Here is a 17,716-nt window from a genome sequence, read left to right as displayed (position 1 = left end):
GACATGCCGATGTCCGCAACGCCCAAGCCGCTCAACCGCCTCAAACAGGCCTGGCGCGACAAGCGGCCGACCTTCGGCGCCATCGCCACCATTCCGAGCATCCAGACGGTGCGCATCATGGCGCAACAGCTCGACTGGATCATTGTCGACCTCGAGCACGGTCCGATCGATCTCTCAACCGCGCATGCGATGATCACCGCGACATCAGGCACGCCCTGCGTGCCATTGGTGCGCATCGCCGCCAACGCGCCGCATCTGGCGAAGGCGCCGATGGACTTGGGGGCGCTCGGCATCAACTTCCCGATGATCTCCAGCCGCGCCGAAGCCGAGACCGCGGTGCGCAGCGTGCGCTATCCGCCCCGCGGCGACCGGCTCTGGGGCCCGTTCCACGCGCCGTTCCATTGGAACGTCTCGATGGCCGAGTACATGGCGACCGCCGACGACGACATGATCTGCATGGTCACGATCGAGCATGTCGAGGCGGTCGAGCGCATCGACGAGATCATGGCGACGCCCGGCATCGACATTGCCGTGATCGGCCCCGGCGACTTGGCGACCTCCATCAACAAGCGCGGGCTGATCGACGATCCCGAGGTGCAGGCGCTGATGGCCCGCGCCGAGGCCGGCATTCTCAAGTCTGGCGTGCCGATCGGCGGCGTGGCGCGCACCGCCGAGCAGGCCAATGCGATGATCGCGCGCGGCTACCTGGCGCTGGCGCTCGGCTTCGACTGGTCCTTGTTCCAGCGCGGCATTGCCGCAAGCTTCGAGGGGATCAAGCGCTGATTCGGCAAGTTGATACCGTCACTTCAGGTTTCGAACGAAAACCAAGATTGGGGGAGAAGCTCATGATGAAAAAGACGATTTTCGGCCTGTCGCTGGCCGTGCTCGGGCTCGGCGCGGCGCTGGCGCAGCAGCCCGCGATCAAGCGGACGATGCTGAACAAGACCGATTTTCCGGACGGCCATACCATCGTCCAGGCGATCGCGGAGGTCCCGGCCGGCGGCGCCGCGGGCCGGCATACCCACCCGGGTGTGGAGACCGCCTACATCCTGGAAGGCGAGGCCGATCTGATCGTCGAGGGCCAGCCCGACCGGCACCTCAAGCCCGGCGATTCGTTCCAGATCCCCGCAGGGGTCGTCCACGACGCCAAGGTCCATGGCGACAAGGGGCTGAAGGTGCTCGGCGTCTACGTGGTCGACAAGACCAAGCCGCTCGCCTCGCCCGCGCCCTAGAGCCGCGCTTCCCTGACCCGGCTGGCGGTGTTAACAGCAGCCGCCGCCGGCAACGGATCAGGCCAAGCAGAACGGGCGGGAGTGACGGGTTTCAAGGATGCGCGGAAAGACCAGGCCGATCTCGCTGCACCGCCGTCTGATCATCGATCTGATGCGTGCCTCGTGTGACGTGCCCTTCGTGTCGCTGTCCCGCACGCTCCAGATCGGCCCGCTGCTGGACGCCCGCGCCACTTCTGCCCGGCCGCCCGGCTTCGCCGCGGTCTTCGTGAAGGCCTTCGCCCTGGTCGCCCGCGACGAGCCGGTGCTGCGCACGCTCTACGTCAAATGGCCGTGGCCCTGCTTCTACGAGCTGCCGCGCAGCGTCGCCACCGTGACCATCGCCCGGGTCGAGAACGGCGAGGATTGCGTGCTGCCGCAGCGCGTGTCCGGCCCGGAGACCATGACCCTGGCCGAGATCGACGCCATGATCCGCCAGGGCAAGGAGGCGCCGATCGAGGACGTCGCCATGTTCCGCAAGATCATGCGGGCGACCCGGCTGCCGCTGCCGCTGCGCCGCTTCGCCTGGTGGGTGGGCCTGAGCTTCGGCCGCCAGCGCGCCAACTGGTTCGGCAATTTCTCGGTGACCAGCATCGCAGCCTGCGGCGGCGGCCAGCTGCTGGCGCTGAGCCCCGGGCCGTTCATCGTCAATTACGATGTCGTCCGGCCCGACCAGACGATTCCCATCCTGATCCGCTGGGATCACCGGGTAACCGACGGCGCCATGATCGCCCGGACCGCCATCCGGCTCGAACAGGTGCTGAACGGCGAGATCGCCGCCGAGCTGCGGGCCTGTCCGGCGGCCGGCAGCCCGCTGGCGGAGATCGAACGGAGATCCGAGGCGTCACGGCCGAAAATTACCGTCGTCGGGGGGCCAAACGGGTGATTTACCTGCAAAGACAGCCATTCCGGTTTGACAAGTCAGCGGTTTCTCCCTTAAGAACCGCCCTGCTCGCGGGCCGCTTTCGGCCCGCGTTGCGTTTCGCGACCCGTGGCCTTGTCCCTTCATGCTTTGGGGATCGGCCTGTCGGTGGACCCGGTTCCCGGGACACACAGGAGGGCGCGTTTCCTCAAACCCGAACGAGAGACTGAAGAGGACGCGATGACTAAGCGCAGTGAGGCGAAGTACAAGATCGATCGCCGCATGGGCCAGAACATCTGGGGCCGCCCGAAGAGCCCCGTCAACCGCCGCGAATACGGCCCGGGCCAACACGGCCAGCGCCGCAAAGGCAAGCTCTCCGACTTCGGCGTGCAGCTCCGCGCCAAGCAGAAGCTGAAGGGCTATTACGCCAACATCTCCGAGCGCCAGTTCCACGGCATCTATGTCGAGGCCGGCCGTCTCAAGGGCGACACCGGCGAGAACCTGATCGGCATTCTCGAGCGCCGTCTCGACACTGTGGTGTTCCGGGCCAAGTTTGTCTCGACCATGTTCGCCGCGCGCCAGTTCATCAACCACGGCCACATCAAGGTGAACGGCCGCAAGGTCAACATCGCGAGCTACCAGGTCAAGCCGGGCGACGTGATCGAGGTCAAGGAAGCCTCGAAGCAGCTCGCCGTGGTGCTGGAGGCCACCCAGCTGGCCGAGCGTGACGTCCCCGACTACATCGAGGCCGATCACTCCAAGATGACCGCGAAGTTCATCCGCATCCCGGCGCTGTCGGACGTGCCGTTCGCGGTGCAGATGGAGCCGCACCTGATCGTCGAGTTCTACTCGCGCTGATCTTGACGGAGCCCAGCTCCGCTCACATCTGATAATCCGAAGGCCCTGGCATACGCCGGGGCCTTTGTTTTTTGGAGTTTTCGGATGCAGCGAACCGATTCCCGAATGCCACACTTGCCACGAATTCGCCCCACCTGGGCTGACAGCGTGTCCAACCCGTGATTTACTGTCCGGAGTTGTAAAGGTGCGGGGCGTTCGCCATGGAGTTCAACAGGCGCAATATCACCTTCGGCGCGTTGCCGGCCGAGACGGTCGGCGCGCCGCCTCTGCCACCGTTGCGCGCGTCACCCCTCCGCGCGCGGCCCTCGGGGATCCGCTACCGGTTCAACGACGGCATCTTTCCTTCGACGGTCTTCGATCTTCTCGAGCGCTCCTGCTGGCACGTCCAGTCCGACGCGACAGCCCATGTGATCCGCCATCTCGGAACCGGGCTCACCTTTGCCGATGCGCAGCTTCGCCACGACCCCTTCGCGCTCGAGCTTCTGCATTGTTTCGACGATACCCCCGAGCCCGCCGACGACTGGCAGACCATGCTGATCGGCTGGGCCGCGGTGAACATGGGCTGGAACGTCAAGCGGCAGCGCCCGGGCGCCGCGCTGCTGCTGTCGCCGTCACGGCGCACCCCGCTGGAATCCTGGGTGTTCGACTGCACGCAAGCTCCGCTGCTGGTCACCGAGCGGATCGACATCTCCACGCCGCTGCGGCCGGACATCTGGCTCGCGGCGTGATCGCAGGGAGGCGCGTTTTGCGGGAGGGTCGCGAGTTGGGTAAGGTCCTGGCGTGAAAGCCAACGAGGACTGCCGATGTATTACACCCCGCCGCAACGCGATCCCAAGGCGCCGCCCGTGCGCGTCAACCTGCTCTCGGATACGCAGACGCGCCCGACCGCCGCGATGCGCGAGGCGATGGCGCGGGCCGAGGTCGGCGACGAGCAGATCGGCGACGATCCGACCGTGCACGAGCTCACCGCCCGCGTCGCCGCCCTGCTCGGCAAGGAAGCCGCGGTGCTGATGCCCTCGGGCACGATGTGCAACGTCGCCGCGACCCTGGTGCATTGCCGTCCCGGTGACGAGATCCTGGCGCACGAGACCGCGCACATCATCTCGCGCGAGGGCGGCGCGCATGCCGCGCTCGGCGGTTTCCAGGTGACGCAACTGAAGGGGCCCGACGGCCAGTTCACGTCGGAGACGTTCCGGGCTGCGCTGCATCCGCGCTCGCGCTACCAGCCGCCGCAGACCGTCGTCAGCGTCGAGCAGACCGCCAATATCGGCGGCGGCACGATCTGGAAGAAGGCCGCCCTCGACGAGATCGTGGAGATCGCCAAGGCGAGCGGCATGGCGACGCACATGGACGGCGCGCGGCTGCTGAATGCGACCGTGGCAACCGGCATCCCCGCCGCCGAGATGACCGCTGGCTGGGATTCCGCCTGGATCGATTTCTCCAAGGGGCTGGGCGCGCCGATCGGCGGCGTGCTCGCCGGCAGCGCGGCATTCATTGATGAAGTGTGGCGCTGGAAGCAGCGGCTCGGCGGCGCCATGCGCCAGGCCGGCGTGGTCGCGGCGGCCTGCATCTACGCGCTCGATCACCACGTCGACCGGCTCGCCGAGGATCACGCCAATGCGCGGGCGCTGGCGCGCGGGCTGTCGCAGATTCACGGCATCGAGGTGCAGGAGCCGGAGACCAATCTCGTGTTCTTCAAGCCCGACGGCGCCGGCGTGCCCGGCGACAGGATGGTGAGCGAACTCCGCAAGCGCGGCGTGCTGCTCGCGATGATGGACGGCCGCATCCGCGCCTGCACCCATCTCGATGTAACCGCAGCGATGATCGAGGAGATGGTCGGCCATGTGAGGGAGATCGTGCGGGGAGCATGAACTCTTAGCCCGCATGAGCGCAACGACATGCGGCTTCACCGATAAGGCTCGTGAAACCCCGGATGTCGCTTTCGCTCATCCGGGCTACGCAAGCGCCTCATACACCAGCCGCCGCACGTCGCTCGCGATGCGCCCGCGCTGCGAGGGCGCCTGCATCATGACGATGACGAACAGATCGTCGGCGGGGTCGATGAAGAAGAACGTCCCGCCGACGCCGTCCCAGCCATATTCGCCTCGCGGCAGCGGCGGCTTGTCGACGAGGCGCACGGAGAAACCCAGGCCGAAGCCGTGCTCGGCGCCCGGAAAATAGAGGTCATCACGCGCAATCCCCGCTTCCACGACATGATCCCGCGTCATCAGCGCCACGGTCTCGGCGTTGAGATAACGGCGGCCGTCCAGCGCGCCGCCATTCAGCAGCATCTGCGCGAACCGCGCGTAGTCAGAGATGGTGCTGATCATCCCCGCGCCGCCGGACTCCCAGCGCCGCGGACGGATGGGATCGTCGAGCCCGGCGATCGGACGATCGAACCAGTCGCGCGGCGACGGCTCCGCGACACGGCCGCGCTGGCTCTGGTCGGCGAGGAAGAACGCCGTCTCGCGCATCCCGAGCGGACCGAGCAACCGCTCGCGCTCGAACTGAAAGAGCGATCGGCCGGACGCGACCTCGATCACCCGTCCAAGCACGTCAGTCGAATGGCCGTAGTCCCACAGCATGCCGGGCTGCTCGGCCAGCGGCAGCCGGGCGAGCCGATCGACGAAGGTGGCGTTGTCGATGTCGCCGTCGAACAGCGGTGCGGCCGCATAGAGCCGACGGACCGCCGTCTCGCCGTAGAAGCCGTAGGTGAGGCCAGAGGTGTGGCGCAGCAGATCCAGGATGGTGATCGGACGTGCCAGCGGCGCACCGTCGACCGTGACATCCGCAAAAGCCGGGATATAGGCCGACAGCGGATCGTCGGTCCTCAGCCTGCCCTCATCGACCAGCATCATCGCCGCGACCGACGTGATCGGCTTCGACATCGAGTAGATGCGAAAGATCGAATCCTCGGTCATCACAGCGCGGCTCGCGGGATCGCGACAGCCGAAGCTCTGCAGCAGCACCGGACTGCCATGCTGCTGGACCAGGACGACAGCGCCGGGAATGTTGCCGGCCGCGATCTCGTTCTCGAAATAGGCGGAGACCTCGCGGAGACTTTGCCGATCGAGAGCGCGATGCGATGCTGCGTCTGCGCCAGCCAGAACGGGCAGAACCGGCGCCGCGAGCAACGCGCTGAGCAGCGTCCGCCGCGAGATCAGCCGATCCATGCTAGCTGCTCCGATGCCGAGAGATCGCGATCACCGCGGCGGACCGGCACGGAAGCGGCTGGCGATCGCCTCGCTCAGCGCCGCGTCGTGCAGCTCGGCGCTCTGCTCGGAGAAGCAGCAGAACACGATCTGAGAGAGCGAGGTCTCCTCGCTGATGGCCTCGATCGAAGTGGCGACCGCGATCGCGGCCGCACGATCGGCGGGAAAGCGGAAGATCCCGGTCGAGATCGCGGGGAACGCAACCGAGTCCAGAAGATGCTTGTGGCACAGCTCGATCGAGCGACGATAGCACGAGGCGAGCAGCTCCGGCTCGCCGCGATCGCCGCCCTGCCAGACCGGGCCGACGGTGTGGATCACATGGCGCGCCGGCAGCCGGTAGCCCTTGGTGATCTTGGCCTCGCCGGTCTTGCAGCCATGGAGCATGCGGCACTCCATGGCGAGATCCGGCCCAGCCGCGCGATGGATCGCGCCGTCGACGCCGCCACCGCCGAGCAGAGACGAGTTCGCGGCGTTGACGATCGCGTCAACGCCGAGCTTGGTGATGTCGGCGGTGACGACCTCGAAGCGGGTCGCGCCGATGGTGCGGACGCGATAGCTCAGGCTGAGGCCGCCGTGCCGACCGGAATGCCCTTGTCGGTGAACAGCTGCTGCAGTTCGCCGCTCTGGAACATTTCGCGGACGATGTCGCAGCCGCCGATGAACTCGCCCTTCACATATAGCTGCGGGATCGTCGGCCAGTTGGAGAACGTCTTGATGCCGTTGCGGAGCTCGGCCGATTCCAGCACGTTCAGGCCTTTATAGCCGACGCCGACATGGTCGAGGATCTGCACGACCTGGCCGGAAAATCCGCACTGCGGAAACTGCGGCGTCCCCTTCATGAACAGCACGACGTCGTTGGACTTCACTTCGTTGTCAATGAATTGCTCGATGCTCATCTTCGCTTCCTCTAGGGCGCCTCAAGGAACGCCTGGGGCTCGGTGCGCGCTGGCCGCGCCGGGACGGAGCCCGTCCCCAGCCGACCATCACTCCCCCTATATGTAGCGCAAACCGTTGGTCAGCCAAAGTAAAATGCCGAGGATCGGCCTCCCGGCCCGGCGGAGCCGCCGCCATAGCCTGATGACAGCAATATTATAGCCGGAGCGAGGGTTTCATCCCGTAACCAAGCCCCTATCTAGGACGAACTGCCCAAAGGAACATGTTCCGTCGAACATCGTTCTCTCCATTCACACGGAGACCCTCGTGACCAGTTCAGCCTCCGCCGCGGCCCCGCTCCCCATCACAGATGCGCCACAGACCCCCGGCCCAGGCTCCTTGGCCGGCAGGCTGATCGATGCGTTTCTCGCGGTCCGAGGCGAAACGGAGCGCCGCGCGGCGCCGCTCAGCCCCGAGGACCAGGTCATCCAGTCCATGCCGGATGCCAGCCCGATCAAATGGCACCGCGCCCACACAACGTGGTTCTTCGAACAGTTCGTGCTCGGCGCACACTGCCCAGGCTACGCCCCTTATCATCCGGATTACGCTTTTCTGTTCAATTCCTATTACGTCAGTGCGGGCCCCCGCCACACGCGCGGCGAGCGTGGCCTGATCACCAGGCCGGGGGTCGCCGACGTGACGGCCTATCGGCGGCACGTCGATGCCGCGGTGGTCGAATTCCTCGGCCAAGCCGACCCTGCGACCTTGGCGGCAGTCGAATCCTTGATCGAGGTCGGCCTCAACCATGAGCAGCAGCATCAGGAGCTGATGCTGACCGACATCCTTCATGCCTTCGCGCAGAATCCGACCGCCCCGGCCTACGATCCCTCCTGGAGCTTTCCTGCACCTGCGGGCAGCGGTCAGGACTGCATCAGCCTCGCCGAAGGCATCCACACCGTCGGGCATGCCGGTGACGGCTATCATTTCGACAATGAGGGACCCGCCCACCGTGCCCTCGTCGGTCCGGTCAAGATCGCTCGCAACCTCGTCACCAATGCCGAATGGCTCGCTTTCATGGCGGACGGCGGTTATGCCACCGCCACCCTCTGGCTGATGGACGGTTTTGCCGCCGCGAGCCGCGAAGGCTGGCAGGCGCCCGGGCACTGGTACATGGTCGAAGACGAATGGAAGATCATGACACTCGGCGGATTGAAGTCCGTCGACCCCAACGCACCCGTCTGCCACGTCAGCTACTACGAGGCCGATGCCTTCGCGCGCTGGTCGGGCAAGCATCTGCCGACCGAGATGGAGTGGGAGGTCGCCGCGCGCGGCAACCAGCTCAACGACGCCTTCGGCATCGTCTGGCAGTGGACGCGCAGCGCCTACAGCCCCTATCCCGGATACCGTCCGATCGAGGGCGCGCTCGGCGAGTACAATGGCAAGTTCATGGTCAATCAGCTCGTGCTGCGCGGCTCGTCGCTGGCGACGCCGGAGGACCACAGCCGCGTCACCTACCGCAACTTCTTCTATCCTCATCACCGCTGGCAGTTCACGGGGCTTCGGCTTGCTGATTACAGCTGACAAAGCCTCGAATATTTGTTGCCGATCGTCGCGCTTGTGCGCGTCCAGGAGAGTATCATGAACGTGCACGTCAACGCTCTGGTCGATGCCCATCTTCCCGACGATAAGACCTCGGCCTTCGCGCAGGACGCGGTCGCGGGCCTGACCCGTCAGCCGAAGCAACTCTCGCCGAAATACTTCTACGATGCGGCCGGATCCGACCTTTTCGAGCAGATCACGCGGCTGCCGGAGTACTATCCGACACGAACCGAGCTTGGCATTCTCCGGGATCGCGGCGCCGAGATCGCGGCAATCATTCCTTCAGATGCGGCGCTGATCGAGTTCGGCGCGGGCGCGACCACGAAGGTGCGGCTGCTGTTGAAGAGCTGCCGCTTTGCGGCCTACGTGCCGGTCGATATTTCCGGTGATTTTTTGACGGCTCAATCCGACGACCTGCGCCGGGACTTCCCCAATCTCGCCGTGCATCCGGTGATTGCCGATTTCACCACCGCGTTCAAGTTGCCCGAAGCCACTGCCGGCAAGCCGAAAGTGGGCTTCTTCCCGGGCTCGACGATCGGCAATTTCGAGCCGCATGAAGCCTGCCGTTTCCTGCGGTCGGCGCGGGAGATCCTCGGCACCGGCGCATTGATGATCGTCGGCGTCGATCTCGAGAAGGACGAGCGCGTCCTGCATGCGGCCTACAACGATGCGGCCGGTGTGACCGCACGCTTCAACCTCAACCTGCTGCTGCGCATCAACCGCGAGCTCGGCGGCAATTTCGACCTGTCCGCCTTTGTGCACCGGGCGATTTACAACCGCGAGCAGCACCGTATCGAGATGCATCTGGTTGCCCGCAAGCCGCAGACGGCCCGGCTGCTCGGCACCACCGTGTCGTTCCGGGCCGGCGAGAGCATCCACACCGAAAACAGCTACAAATACAGCATCGAGCGCTTTGGCGCGCTGGCCCGCGGCTCCGGCTGGAAGGTCCGGACGGTCTGGACCGATGCGGACAGAATGTTCTCGGTTCAGGCGCTCGTCGCCGAGGAGGCATGAGGCTCCGGTTTCGACCGCAGCGACAGCACCTCCCACAGCGCCACAATCGCCAAGAGCGCGCTCGTCAGCGCTGAAAGAACCAGCGGCGACAGTGCGGTCGCGAACCAGACAAGGCCGATCAGACCAAGCAGACCGGCGCCGTGCGAGAGTTGGAGAAATCCGCGGACCTCGCGCTTGAAGAGGATGGTTCCGGCCAGAAAGACGAAGGGTCCTCCGATCAGCACCGCCGCGGCGGTGAAGTCCGTGTGGCCGAGCGGGTGTTTGAGGACGATCTCGTCCCCGACCGCCGAAACGATGATGCCGGCCACGATCGGCATGTGCAGGTACGTATAGGCGGAGCGCGCGACGAGCCCGGATTGGCGCGACTGCGAGATCATCTCCGCGCCGGCCTCGGCGCCACGGTTGAAATACACCGCCCACATCGCGACGGTGCCGACGAAAGCGCAAGCAAAAGCCGCCGCGTTGGCACCCGTCCATTCGAGATCGGCAAAGGTTGCGCCGGTCACGACGATCGACTCGCCGAGCGCAATGATGATGAAGCCGGCGCAGCGCTCCGCCATGTGGCCGCCCTCGACCATCCAGTCTTCCACCGTCGAGGCGCCGAGCCGCGGGACCCAGAAACGAACCGCCGGGGAGACGTATTCGAGCGCCAGCGCCGCGCTCCATAGCGCCATGCGCGTCGAGCCATCGGCGAAGCCGCCGAGCAGCCAGAGCATGGCGGACGTACTCAGCCAGGACAGGATGCGGGCCGCGTTGCGGCGGACGGCCGCCCGCTGCGGCGGCGTCGCCGTCCACCAGAACGCCGTGCGCCCGACCTGCATGACCGCATAGGCCAGCGCGAACCACAGCCCCCGGTCTTCGAACGCCCTCGGGATAGACATCGACAGCATGAGCCCTGCGAGCATCAGGGCAAACAAGAGGGCGCGGACGAGCGCCTTCTCGGGATCGAGCCAGTTGGTGACCCAGGCGGTGTAGACCCACACCCACCAGACCGCGAGGAACAGCATCCCCGTCTGGAAGGCACCGAGGAGCGTGAAATGGCCGAGGAGGTAATGCGAGATCTGCGTCACCGCGTAGACGAAGACGAGATCGAAGAACAATTCGACGAAGGTGACCCGGCCGTGCTGATTCGGCTCGATGACGCGGAACAGCGCGCCGCGCGGATTGTTCACCGCCATCTTCCCCCGATGCGTGCTGCCGCGTGGCAGCCCCTGTCAGCGTTGGTCCGGCACCCCGGTCTGAAGCGCCAGCGCGTGCAGGACGTCTCCCATCTGGCCGCGCAGCGATTGATAGACAAGCTGATGCTGCTGTACGCGGGATTTGCCGCGGAACGCTTCGGAGATCACGGTGGCAGCGTAATGATCGCCGTCCCCGGCGAGATCACGAATGGTCACCTGGGCGTCGGGAATGGCGGCCTTGATCATCTCCTCGATCACGTGGGCATCCATGGGCATCCCGGTACATCTCCTTTTCAGCGGCGAAGGTCGACAGCGCCGCGGCTTTCAGCCGCCTGTTTGGCCCGCTGAACAGCACGAATCAAGGCGTTCTCGCGCGACCGTGATGGCGGAATTTAGCGCGGACCGGTTTCGAGGTCACGCCCGGAACCACTATATAGTGCGCAGAGACACAAGATGCATGACCGGGTGACGCACCCGGGCGCTCGTGAGGGATGAGGGAGAGGACATGAAGCTTCCAGGGCCGGATCACCCGATCACCATCACACCCAATCCGAAACGTGTGCGCGTCGTGGCTGATGGCGTCGTCATCGCCGAAACCACCCGCGCGCTGACGCTGAAGGAAGCGAGCTATCCGGCCGTTCAGTATGTGCCGCGAGCCGATGCCAACATGGCCGCGCTAAAGAAGACGGATCGGGTCACGCATTGCCCCTACAAGGGCGACGCCAGCTATTTCAGCGTCGTGACGCCCGGCAAGACGTTGGACAATGCCATCTGGAGCTACGAGACGCCTTTCCCCGCGATGACCGAGATTACGGGCCATCTGGCGTTTTATCCGGACAAGGTTCGGATCGAAGAAGTGGCGGATTGATCGCGGGCTGATCCCCGGCCACCAGGTCGGCTCGGGGCCGAACCTGGGCGTGGCGATCGCCGCGATCGTTTAGCGGCTCACCCGCTATACCCTGAAGATCGTCAGCCCGAGGATCAGGAGCACGAGGAAGATCACCAGGAAGATGTAGAACAGGATCCGCGCAATGTCGGCGGAGGCTGCCGAGACCCCGGTGAAGCCGAGAATGCCGGCAACGACGGAGATCACGAAAAACAGCAGCGCCCATTTGAGAAGAGTCACGGTATGGTCCTCCGGTTCGCGCCGCGTCGGCGCGTCGCCTCACTAACGGCGGCGTCGGGAACCGGTTCCTGCGGCCGTTACGCGTTCTGCCCGGGATTGCGCAACTCCGGGCCTCATGGCCCGTAACGTCAGCGGCCGGTGAGACGTAACGATCGTGAGTGCTGAATTTCCGCGAGTGTGTGCGAAACCGTCTTGTGGGCCGCTGCGCTTGCTGGTTTGCACCAGCGAACAGAAAATCTGATACTTGGACGACGTCACTCGCGGATCTGTTGCGAAGGCGGACGCCGCCAGGTCATACGAGCTCATTCATTTCAGCTCGCGCAGTCCTGGATCGAGGTTTGCATGCCCGCGTCGCGGGGCCCGACCTCACGGCGGCGGCACGGGCACGGCAACAGCGGCGCGGCTCTCGGGGGGCACATGGTCATATCGGTTACGCAATCGGCGGCGGCCGCCAAGGTCGAGATGCAGGTCCGGCCAAAGGCGCGGGCGCGCAATGCTGCACTCGACCATGCGCGCACCTTCCTCACGCTGGTGGTGCTGCTGCATCACGCGGTGATCCCCTACACTTACTTCGGGCACACCGACTCGACCTCCTTCCTCGGCTTCGACGGCATCGTGCTGGCCACCGACAGCTTCTTCATGGCCATGTTCTTCTTCTTGTCGGGCCTGTTCGTGTGGTCGGGCCTTGCCCACAAGACGACACTGCAATTTCTGCGGGACCGGCTGCTGCGGCTCGGCCTGCCGTTCGTGATCGCCGCGCTGACGCTGATTCCGCTCGCTTATTATGCGATCGAGCTGCGCGCCAACCCTGACACCAGCTTCTCCGCCTTCTGGTGGAAGACTGTGACGGTTGGTCCGTGGCCGAGCGGCCCTGTCTGGTTCATCTGGGTGCTGCTCGCCTTCGACACGTCGGCCGCCCTGCTCTACCGGGTCTCGCCGCGCCTGCTCGAGCCGATCAACCGGCTGTCGCTGCGCGGCTTCGCGCAGCCACGCGATTTCTTTCTCGTGTTCCTCCTGATCACGGGCCTGCTCTACATTCCGTCGCGGCTGTATTTCGGGCCGACTTTCTGGTTCGAGGCCGGACCTTTCTCGGTGCAGGCCAGCCGCGTGCTGCTCTACGCCGCCTATTTCTACGCCGGCGCCGGCATCGGCTCAGCCAATTTCGAGCGCGGCCTGCTGGCCTCCGAAGGACAGATGTCGCAACGCGGTCTCGGCGCCTGGATCGTCGTGACACTGGTGCCCTACGCGCTGCTCTGGGTGCTGATCACGATCAAGCGCGAAGTGCTCGGCAATCCGCCGGTGCTGCCGCATTGGTACGAGGGAGCCTACGGCTTCTTCTTCGTCATCTTCAGCGCGGCGATGATGTTCGCGATCCTGTCCTACTTCCTCAATCATCGTCGCTCGGAGTTCTCCGTGCTCGATCGCATGCAGGCCGACGCCTACGGCATGTTCCTCGTGCACTATCCGATCGTGCTATGGATCCAGTACTGGCTGTTCGACCTCAACCTGCCGGCGATCGCGAAGGCGACGATCGCCTTCATCGGCAGCGTGCTCTTGAGCTGGGGCGCGACCTGGGTGCTGCGGCAGATTCCGGGGTCGAAGAACGTGCTGTAGGCCTCTCTATCGCGATTGCGAGGAGCGAAGCGACGCCTCGTCCGCCATAGCCCGAAGCTCCGCGGAAGCAATCCAGGAGTCCCGCTGGACCCCTGGATTGCTTCGCTTCGCTCGCAATGACGCACGTGGAACGGCGACTGCGCCCACCACAAACGCCGTCGCCCCTGCGAACGCAGGCGAACGCAGGGACCCATACCCACAGCACCTTGTTGTGGTGCGGGTCGGCGACCAGCGTGCGCGACCATAGACTAGCGGCTGCGGTGTATGGGTCCCCGGCGCCACGTCGGCGCGGTGCGCCGTCGTGGCTTGTCCGGGACGACAGTGGAGGTTTAAGCGGCGGCGCCGCCCATGTATCCCGGCAACCAGCTCTCGAACCGGGTCCTGAGCGTCGCGACCTCGACCGAGGCCTCGCCAGCGATCGCCAGGGCCGTGCCGCCCGTGGTGCCGATGCGCGTGCACGGCACGTTGGCGCCGCGCATCTTGGCGAGGACGCGGCCCGCCTCGGTCTCCGGCACCGTCACCAGATAGCGCGCCTGGTCCTCGCCGAACCAATAGGCATGCGGAACGATCGAGGCAGGCGCGGCCAAGAGGCGCGCGCCGATGCCGGAAGCCATGGCCATCTCGGCGAGCGCGACCAGCAGGCCGCCATCGGATAGATCATGCGCGGCAGTCGCCGTTCCCGCGTGGATCATGCCGCGGACGACATCGCCGATGCGCTTCTCGGCGGCGAGATCGACCGGCGGCGGAGCCCCCTCCTCGCGGCCGCAGACGTCGCGCAGATAGACCGACTGGCCGAGCCAGCCGTGGGTCTCGCCGATCAGCAGGATCGCCTCGCCCTCAGTCTTGAAGGCGATGCTGGCGGACTTGGTAAAGTCGTCAAGCAAGCCGACGCCGCCGATCGAGGGCGTCGGCAGGATCGCCCGCCCATTGGTCTCGTTGTAGAGCGAGACGTTGCCGGACACGACCGGGAAGTCGAGCGCCCGGCAGGCCTCCGAGATGCCCTTCAGGCAGCCGACGAACTGGCCCATGATCTCGGGCCGCTCCGGATTGCCGAAATTGAGATTGTCGGTGATGGCGAGCGGCCGGCCGCCGACCGCGGTGATGTTGCGCCAGGCTTCCGCCACCGCCTGCTTGCCGCCCTCGAACGGGTCGGCTTCGCAATAGCGCGGCGTGACATCGACGGTGAGCGCCAGCCCCTTCGGGCCATCCTGCACGCGCACGACCGCGGCATCGCCGCCGGGGCGCTGTACGGTGTTGCCGAGAATGACGTGGTCGTACTGCTCCCAGATCCAGCGCTTGGAGCACAGGTCCGGCGTCGCGATCAGCTTCTCCAGCGCCGGGATGATGGCCATCGGCGCCTTGACCTCGCGGGCATGGATCACCGGCAGCGCGGGCGACGCCACATGCGGACGATCGTAGAGCGGCGCCTCGTCGCCGAGCTCCTTGATCGGCAGGTCGGCCATGACGTCACCGCCATGCTTCACGACGAAGCGCTTGCTCGGCGTGGTGTAGCCGACCACGGCGAAATCGAGCCCCCATTTGCGGAAGATCGCTTCGGCCTCCTTCTCCTTCTCCGGCTTCAGCACCATGAGCATGCGTTCCTGGCTCTCGGAGAGCATCATCTCATAGGCGCTCATGCCGGTCTCGCGGGTCGGCACGGAGTCCAGATCGAGGTCGACGCCGAGGTCACCCTTGGCGCCCATCTCGACCGCCGAGCAGGTCAGGCCGGCCGCGCCCATGTCCTGGATCGCGATCACGCAATCGGCGGCCATGATCTCCAGGCACGCCTCGAGCAACAGCTTCTCGGCGAAGGGGTCGCCAACCTGCACCGTCGGGCGCTTCTCCTCGGAGGAATCGTCGAACTCGGCCGAGGCCATCGAGGCGCCGTGGATGCCGTCGCGGCCGGTCTTGGAGCCGAGATAGACGATCGGCATGTTCACGCCGGAAGCGGCCGCATAGAAAATCTTGTCGGCGTCGGCAAGGCCGACGGCCATGGCGTTGACCAGGATGTTGCCGTCATAGCGGGTGTGGAAGCGGGTCTGGCCGCCCACGGTGGGCACGCCGAAGGAGTTGCCATAGCCGCCGATGCCGGCGACGACGCCGGATACGAGGTGCCTGGTCTTGGGGTGCTCCGGGGCGCCGAACGACAGCGCGTTCAGGCAGGCGATCGGGCGCGCGCCCATCGTGAAGACGTCGCGCAGGATGCCACCGACGCCCGTAGTGGCACCCTGGTAAGGCTCGATGTAGCTCGGATGGTTATGGCTCTCCATCTTGAACACGACGGCCTGGCCGTCGCCGATATCGATCACGCCGGCATTCTCGCCCGGCCCCTGGATCACCCAGGGCGCCTTGGTCGGCAGGCCCTTGAGATGGATGCGCGACGACTTGTACGAGCAATGCTCGTTCCACATCGCCGAGAAGATGCCGAGCTCGGTGAAAGTCGGCTCCCGCCCGATCAGCTTCAGGATGCGCTCATATTCGTCGGGCTTCAGGCCGTGGGCGGCGACGAGCTCGGGGGTGATCTGCGGTTCATTGCGCATGGAGAAATGCCTTTGCCCCGAGGGCCGCTGGTCCCTTAAACCCTGCTTCATAGAAAGCCGGGCCTGATGCGAAAAGGCCTTTTACGGCCCTCATCCGCCCTGTCCAGAGCTTTGGTCCGGACCGTCTGGCGGGATATTTGCAGATTATCGGTTGATCGGATTTAAGACGGTCAATCAACAGTTAAAGGCTCCTTCACGTGCACGATCTGTCCCGGTCCGCCTTCGAGAACCGCCCTGGCATCCACATCGCGACCGACGGCGAGTTCGCCGGCTGGCGCACCTGGATGCGCGACAGCTACGAATCCCACACCGGCCCGTTCTGGCACCGGATGGAGGAGGACGGCGCGATCCGCTGCGCTTTCCGGGTCGAGAAGAAGCACCTCAACGGCGCCGGCAACGTCCATGGCGGCTGCCTGATGACCTTCGCGGACTACTGCCTGTTCGCCTTCGCCGCCCCGATTCTGCAAGGCCCGGGCGTGACGGTATCGTTCTCGTCCGAGTTCCTCGATGCCGCGCGCGAGGGCGAGCTGATCGAGGCCACCGGCGAGGTCACCCGCGCCGGCGCCTCGCTGATCTTCCTGCGCGGCATGCTGCATTCCGGGACCAAGCCGCTGTTCTCGTTTTCCGGGACGATCAAGCGGGTGAAGCGGCGGACGCCGGAGACGGCGAGTTCGCCGTAGGGCGAAAATCGTAGCCCGGGTGAGCGCAGCAATACCCGGGTTCTCGCACACAGCTCATGTGAACCCGGATGTCGCTGCGCTCATCCGGGCTACGGCCCTACCCCGCGATCTGCTTCTCGGCGAGCGCGATCCACTCGGCCTGGGCCTTGCGGACGTGGCGGGGTGAGCGCTTCATCTGGATCAAGAGCTCGGTGAAGACCACCTTGGCCTCGTCGACGCGCCCAACCAGCTTGAGGAGCGTGCCATAGCGCGCCTTTGCCTCGCTGCTGGGTGCGTAGTCCAGAAGCGCCTGATACTCCTCCAGCGCCTCGTCGGTACGACCGGCGTCCTGCAAGGACCGCGCATACAACAGATGCGCCTCGGCCGAATTGTAATCGGGCCAGGTCTTCTGCAGGTCGTCCAGCGTTGCCAGCGCCCCCGCCGGACGGCGGCGTGCGAATTGCGCCTTGGCCTTGCCAAGGGCGAAGATCGCCTCATGCCCCATCGGCAGACTCAGGATGTGGTCGTAATGCCGCTCAGCCTCGTCATAGCGGCCAATCGCGACGCATTCCTCCGCGAGCGCGGCCCGGTTGGCGATCGTATCCGTGATGGCGACACGATCGGACAACTCGCGGTAGTACTTCTCGGGATCGAGCTTGTTGGCGACGCGCTTGCGCGCCTTCTGGACGTCGTGGCTGCCGAGCCATTCCGGCACCAGCTCGACCACGATGTAGGCCAGAGCGCCGATCATCGGGACCATCAGGATGATGAAGGCCCAGGGCTGCAGGCGGCCGGTGCGGGAGGCATGATAGATCAGCGAGATGTCGAGCAACAGAACGACAAGTGCAATCGGCACGGCAGACCCCCACCCCACAACCAACAACGCTACACGCCGACGTTGATAGCGTGGCGA

The 17,716-nt window shown here is 65.6% G+C and carries 19 protein-coding genes; 11 read left to right on the top strand and 8 right to left on the bottom strand.

What is annotated here, in order from left to right:
- Positions 1–9 precede the first annotated feature (9 nt).
- The 6 genes from BRADO_RS13140 to BRADO_RS13115 all read left to right on the top strand — a co-directional run bounded on the left by BRADO_RS13140 (position 10) and on the right by BRADO_RS13115 (position 4,859).
- Complete coding sequence (locus tag BRADO_RS13140) at positions 10–783, top strand: HpcH/HpaI aldolase/citrate lyase family protein (RefSeq protein ID WP_011925814.1); 774 nt, start codon at positions 10–12, stop codon at positions 781–783.
- 62 nt (positions 784–845) lie between these two features.
- Positions 846–1,232 (top strand): cupin domain-containing protein, encoded by a 387-nt coding sequence (locus BRADO_RS13135; protein WP_041756451.1) that lies wholly within the window; start codon positions 846–848, stop codon positions 1,230–1,232.
- A 97-nt stretch (positions 1,233–1,329) separates the two neighbouring features.
- A complete protein-coding gene (locus tag BRADO_RS13130; RefSeq protein ID WP_011925812.1) occupies positions 1,330–2,154 on the top strand; it encodes a hypothetical protein in 825 nt (274 codons plus the stop codon).
- Positions 2,155–2,370: 216 nt separating this feature from the next.
- Positions 2,371–2,988 (top strand): 30S ribosomal protein S4, encoded by a 618-nt coding sequence (gene rpsD, locus BRADO_RS13125; RefSeq protein WP_011925811.1) that lies wholly within the window; start codon positions 2,371–2,373, stop codon positions 2,986–2,988.
- A 200-nt stretch (positions 2,989–3,188) separates the two neighbouring features.
- The gene (locus BRADO_RS13120) at positions 3,189–3,716 is read left to right on the top strand and encodes a hypothetical protein (protein ID WP_244423031.1); all 528 of its coding nucleotides are present in this window, start codon (positions 3,189–3,191) and stop codon (positions 3,714–3,716) included.
- Positions 3,717–3,791: 75 nt separating this feature from the next.
- Complete coding sequence (locus BRADO_RS13115) at positions 3,792–4,859, top strand: low specificity L-threonine aldolase (protein ID WP_011925809.1); 1,068 nt, start codon at positions 3,792–3,794, stop codon at positions 4,857–4,859.
- Between the two features lie 84 nt (positions 4,860–4,943).
- Here the strand turns inward: BRADO_RS13115 and BRADO_RS13110 are convergent, their stop codons facing one another.
- Genes BRADO_RS13110 through grxD form a run of 3 tightly spaced genes read right to left on the bottom strand, consistent with a single transcriptional unit; the run spans position 4,944 to position 7,096 of the window.
- Positions 4,944–6,161 carry a serine hydrolase gene (locus BRADO_RS13110; protein WP_011925808.1) on the bottom strand — a complete coding sequence of 406 codons (1,218 nt, stop codon included), beginning with the start codon at positions 6,159–6,161 and terminating at the stop codon, positions 4,944–4,946.
- Between the two features lie 30 nt (positions 6,162–6,191).
- Positions 6,192–6,761, bottom strand: a complete 570-nt coding sequence (locus BRADO_RS13105) for an O-acetyl-ADP-ribose deacetylase (protein WP_011925807.1) — start codon at positions 6,759–6,761, stop codon at positions 6,192–6,194.
- A complete protein-coding gene (gene grxD, locus BRADO_RS13100; RefSeq protein WP_008961081.1) occupies positions 6,758–7,096 on the bottom strand; it encodes a Grx4 family monothiol glutaredoxin in 339 nt (112 codons plus the stop codon). The genes BRADO_RS13105 and grxD overlap by 4 nt, the downstream gene beginning before the upstream one ends.
- A gap of 304 nt (positions 7,097–7,400) precedes the next feature.
- Here grxD and egtB point away from each other — a divergent pair, with 304 nt between their 5' ends.
- Together egtB and egtD are read left to right on the top strand one after the other, a co-directional pair.
- On the top strand, positions 7,401–8,654 hold the full coding sequence (egtB, locus tag BRADO_RS13095) for an ergothioneine biosynthesis protein EgtB (RefSeq protein ID WP_011925806.1): 1,254 nt from the start codon (positions 7,401–7,403) through the stop codon (positions 8,652–8,654).
- A 57-nt stretch (positions 8,655–8,711) separates the two neighbouring features.
- A complete protein-coding gene (egtD, locus tag BRADO_RS13090; RefSeq protein ID WP_011925805.1) occupies positions 8,712–9,686 on the top strand; it encodes an L-histidine N(alpha)-methyltransferase in 975 nt (324 codons plus the stop codon).
- Here egtD and BRADO_RS13085 read toward each other — a convergent pair.
- Positions 9,659–10,864, bottom strand: a complete 1,206-nt coding sequence (locus BRADO_RS13085) for a low temperature requirement protein A (RefSeq protein WP_011925804.1) — start codon at positions 10,862–10,864, stop codon at positions 9,659–9,661. The two genes, egtD and BRADO_RS13085, sit on opposite strands and share 28 nt — an antisense overlap.
- Positions 10,865–10,900: 36 nt before the next feature.
- The gene (locus BRADO_RS13080; protein WP_011925803.1) at positions 10,901–11,140 is read right to left on the bottom strand and encodes a BolA/IbaG family iron-sulfur metabolism protein; all 240 of its coding nucleotides are present in this window, start codon (positions 11,138–11,140) and stop codon (positions 10,901–10,903) included.
- 229 nt (positions 11,141–11,369) lie between these two features.
- On the opposite strand from BRADO_RS13080, the gene BRADO_RS13075 reads away from it, so the two are divergent.
- On the top strand, positions 11,370–11,732 hold the full coding sequence (locus BRADO_RS13075) for a DUF427 domain-containing protein (protein ID WP_011925802.1): 363 nt from the start codon (positions 11,370–11,372) through the stop codon (positions 11,730–11,732).
- A gap of 84 nt (positions 11,733–11,816) precedes the next feature.
- Here BRADO_RS13075 and BRADO_RS33975 read toward each other — a convergent pair whose 3' ends face one another.
- Complete coding sequence (locus BRADO_RS33975; RefSeq protein ID WP_011925801.1) at positions 11,817–11,990, bottom strand: DUF1328 domain-containing protein; 174 nt, start codon at positions 11,988–11,990, stop codon at positions 11,817–11,819.
- Positions 11,991–12,407: 417 nt separating this feature from the next.
- Here BRADO_RS33975 and BRADO_RS13065 point away from each other — a divergent pair, with 417 nt between their 5' ends.
- Positions 12,408–13,604 (top strand): acyltransferase, encoded by a 1,197-nt coding sequence (locus tag BRADO_RS13065; RefSeq protein ID WP_011925800.1) that lies wholly within the window; start codon positions 12,408–12,410, stop codon positions 13,602–13,604.
- 329 nt (positions 13,605–13,933) lie between these two features.
- On the opposite strand, the gene purL is transcribed toward BRADO_RS13065, so the two are convergent.
- The gene (gene purL / locus BRADO_RS13060; protein ID WP_011925799.1) at positions 13,934–16,144 is read right to left on the bottom strand and encodes a phosphoribosylformylglycinamidine synthase subunit PurL; all 2,211 of its coding nucleotides are present in this window, start codon (positions 16,142–16,144) and stop codon (positions 13,934–13,936) included.
- Between the two features lie 197 nt (positions 16,145–16,341).
- On the opposite strand from purL, the gene BRADO_RS13055 reads away from it, so the two are divergent.
- Complete coding sequence (locus BRADO_RS13055; RefSeq protein WP_011925798.1) at positions 16,342–16,824, top strand: PaaI family thioesterase; 483 nt, start codon at positions 16,342–16,344, stop codon at positions 16,822–16,824.
- 97 nt (positions 16,825–16,921) lie between these two features.
- On the opposite strand, the gene BRADO_RS13050 is transcribed toward BRADO_RS13055, so the two are convergent.
- Complete coding sequence (locus BRADO_RS13050; protein ID WP_011925797.1) at positions 16,922–17,659, bottom strand: tetratricopeptide repeat protein; 738 nt, start codon at positions 17,657–17,659, stop codon at positions 16,922–16,924.
- Positions 17,660–17,716: the final 57 nt, after the last annotated feature.

Origin of the sequence: Bradyrhizobium sp. ORS 278 (genome assembly GCF_000026145.1) — a bacterium.
Lineage (GTDB): Bacteria > Pseudomonadota > Alphaproteobacteria > Rhizobiales > Xanthobacteraceae > Bradyrhizobium.
Note: the sequence above shows the minus strand (reverse complement) of the source record. Positions and strands in the feature narration are given on the sequence as shown.

What these genes read in the sequence shown, in the direction of transcription:
- rpsD (WP_011925811.1), top strand. Translation starts at nt 2,371, where the DNA reads ATGACTAAGCGCAGTGAGGCGAAGTACAAGATCGATCGCCGCATGGGC.
- egtD (WP_011925805.1), top strand. Translation starts at nt 8,712, where the DNA reads ATGAACGTGCACGTCAACGCTCTGGTCGATGCCCATCTTCCCGACGAT.
- purL (WP_011925799.1), bottom strand. Translation starts at nt 16,144, where the DNA reads ATGCGCAATGAACCGCAGATCACCCCCGAGCTCGTCGCCGCCCACGGC.
- BRADO_RS13115 (WP_011925809.1), top strand. Translation starts at nt 3,792, where the DNA reads ATGTATTACACCCCGCCGCAACGCGATCCCAAGGCGCCGCCCGTGCGC.
- BRADO_RS13135 (WP_041756451.1), top strand. Translation starts at nt 846, where the DNA reads ATGATGAAAAAGACGATTTTCGGCCTGTCGCTGGCCGTGCTCGGGCTC.
- BRADO_RS13085 (WP_011925804.1), bottom strand. Translation starts at nt 10,864, where the DNA reads ATGGCGGTGAACAATCCGCGCGGCGCGCTGTTCCGCGTCATCGAGCCG.
- BRADO_RS13080 (WP_011925803.1), bottom strand. Translation starts at nt 11,140, where the DNA reads ATGCCCATGGATGCCCACGTGATCGAGGAGATGATCAAGGCCGCCATT.
- BRADO_RS13110 (WP_011925808.1), bottom strand. Translation starts at nt 6,161, where the DNA reads ATGGATCGGCTGATCTCGCGGCGGACGCTGCTCAGCGCGTTGCTCGCG.
- BRADO_RS13130 (WP_011925812.1), top strand. Translation starts at nt 1,330, where the DNA reads ATGCGCGGAAAGACCAGGCCGATCTCGCTGCACCGCCGTCTGATCATC.
- BRADO_RS13075 (WP_011925802.1), top strand. Translation starts at nt 11,370, where the DNA reads ATGAAGCTTCCAGGGCCGGATCACCCGATCACCATCACACCCAATCCG.
- BRADO_RS13120 (WP_244423031.1), top strand. Translation starts at nt 3,189, where the DNA reads ATGGAGTTCAACAGGCGCAATATCACCTTCGGCGCGTTGCCGGCCGAG.
- BRADO_RS13065 (WP_011925800.1), top strand. Translation starts at nt 12,408, where the DNA reads ATGGTCATATCGGTTACGCAATCGGCGGCGGCCGCCAAGGTCGAGATG.
- BRADO_RS13140 (WP_011925814.1), top strand. Translation starts at nt 10, where the DNA reads ATGTCCGCAACGCCCAAGCCGCTCAACCGCCTCAAACAGGCCTGGCGC.
- grxD (WP_008961081.1), bottom strand. Translation starts at nt 7,096, where the DNA reads ATGAGCATCGAGCAATTCATTGACAACGAAGTGAAGTCCAACGACGTC.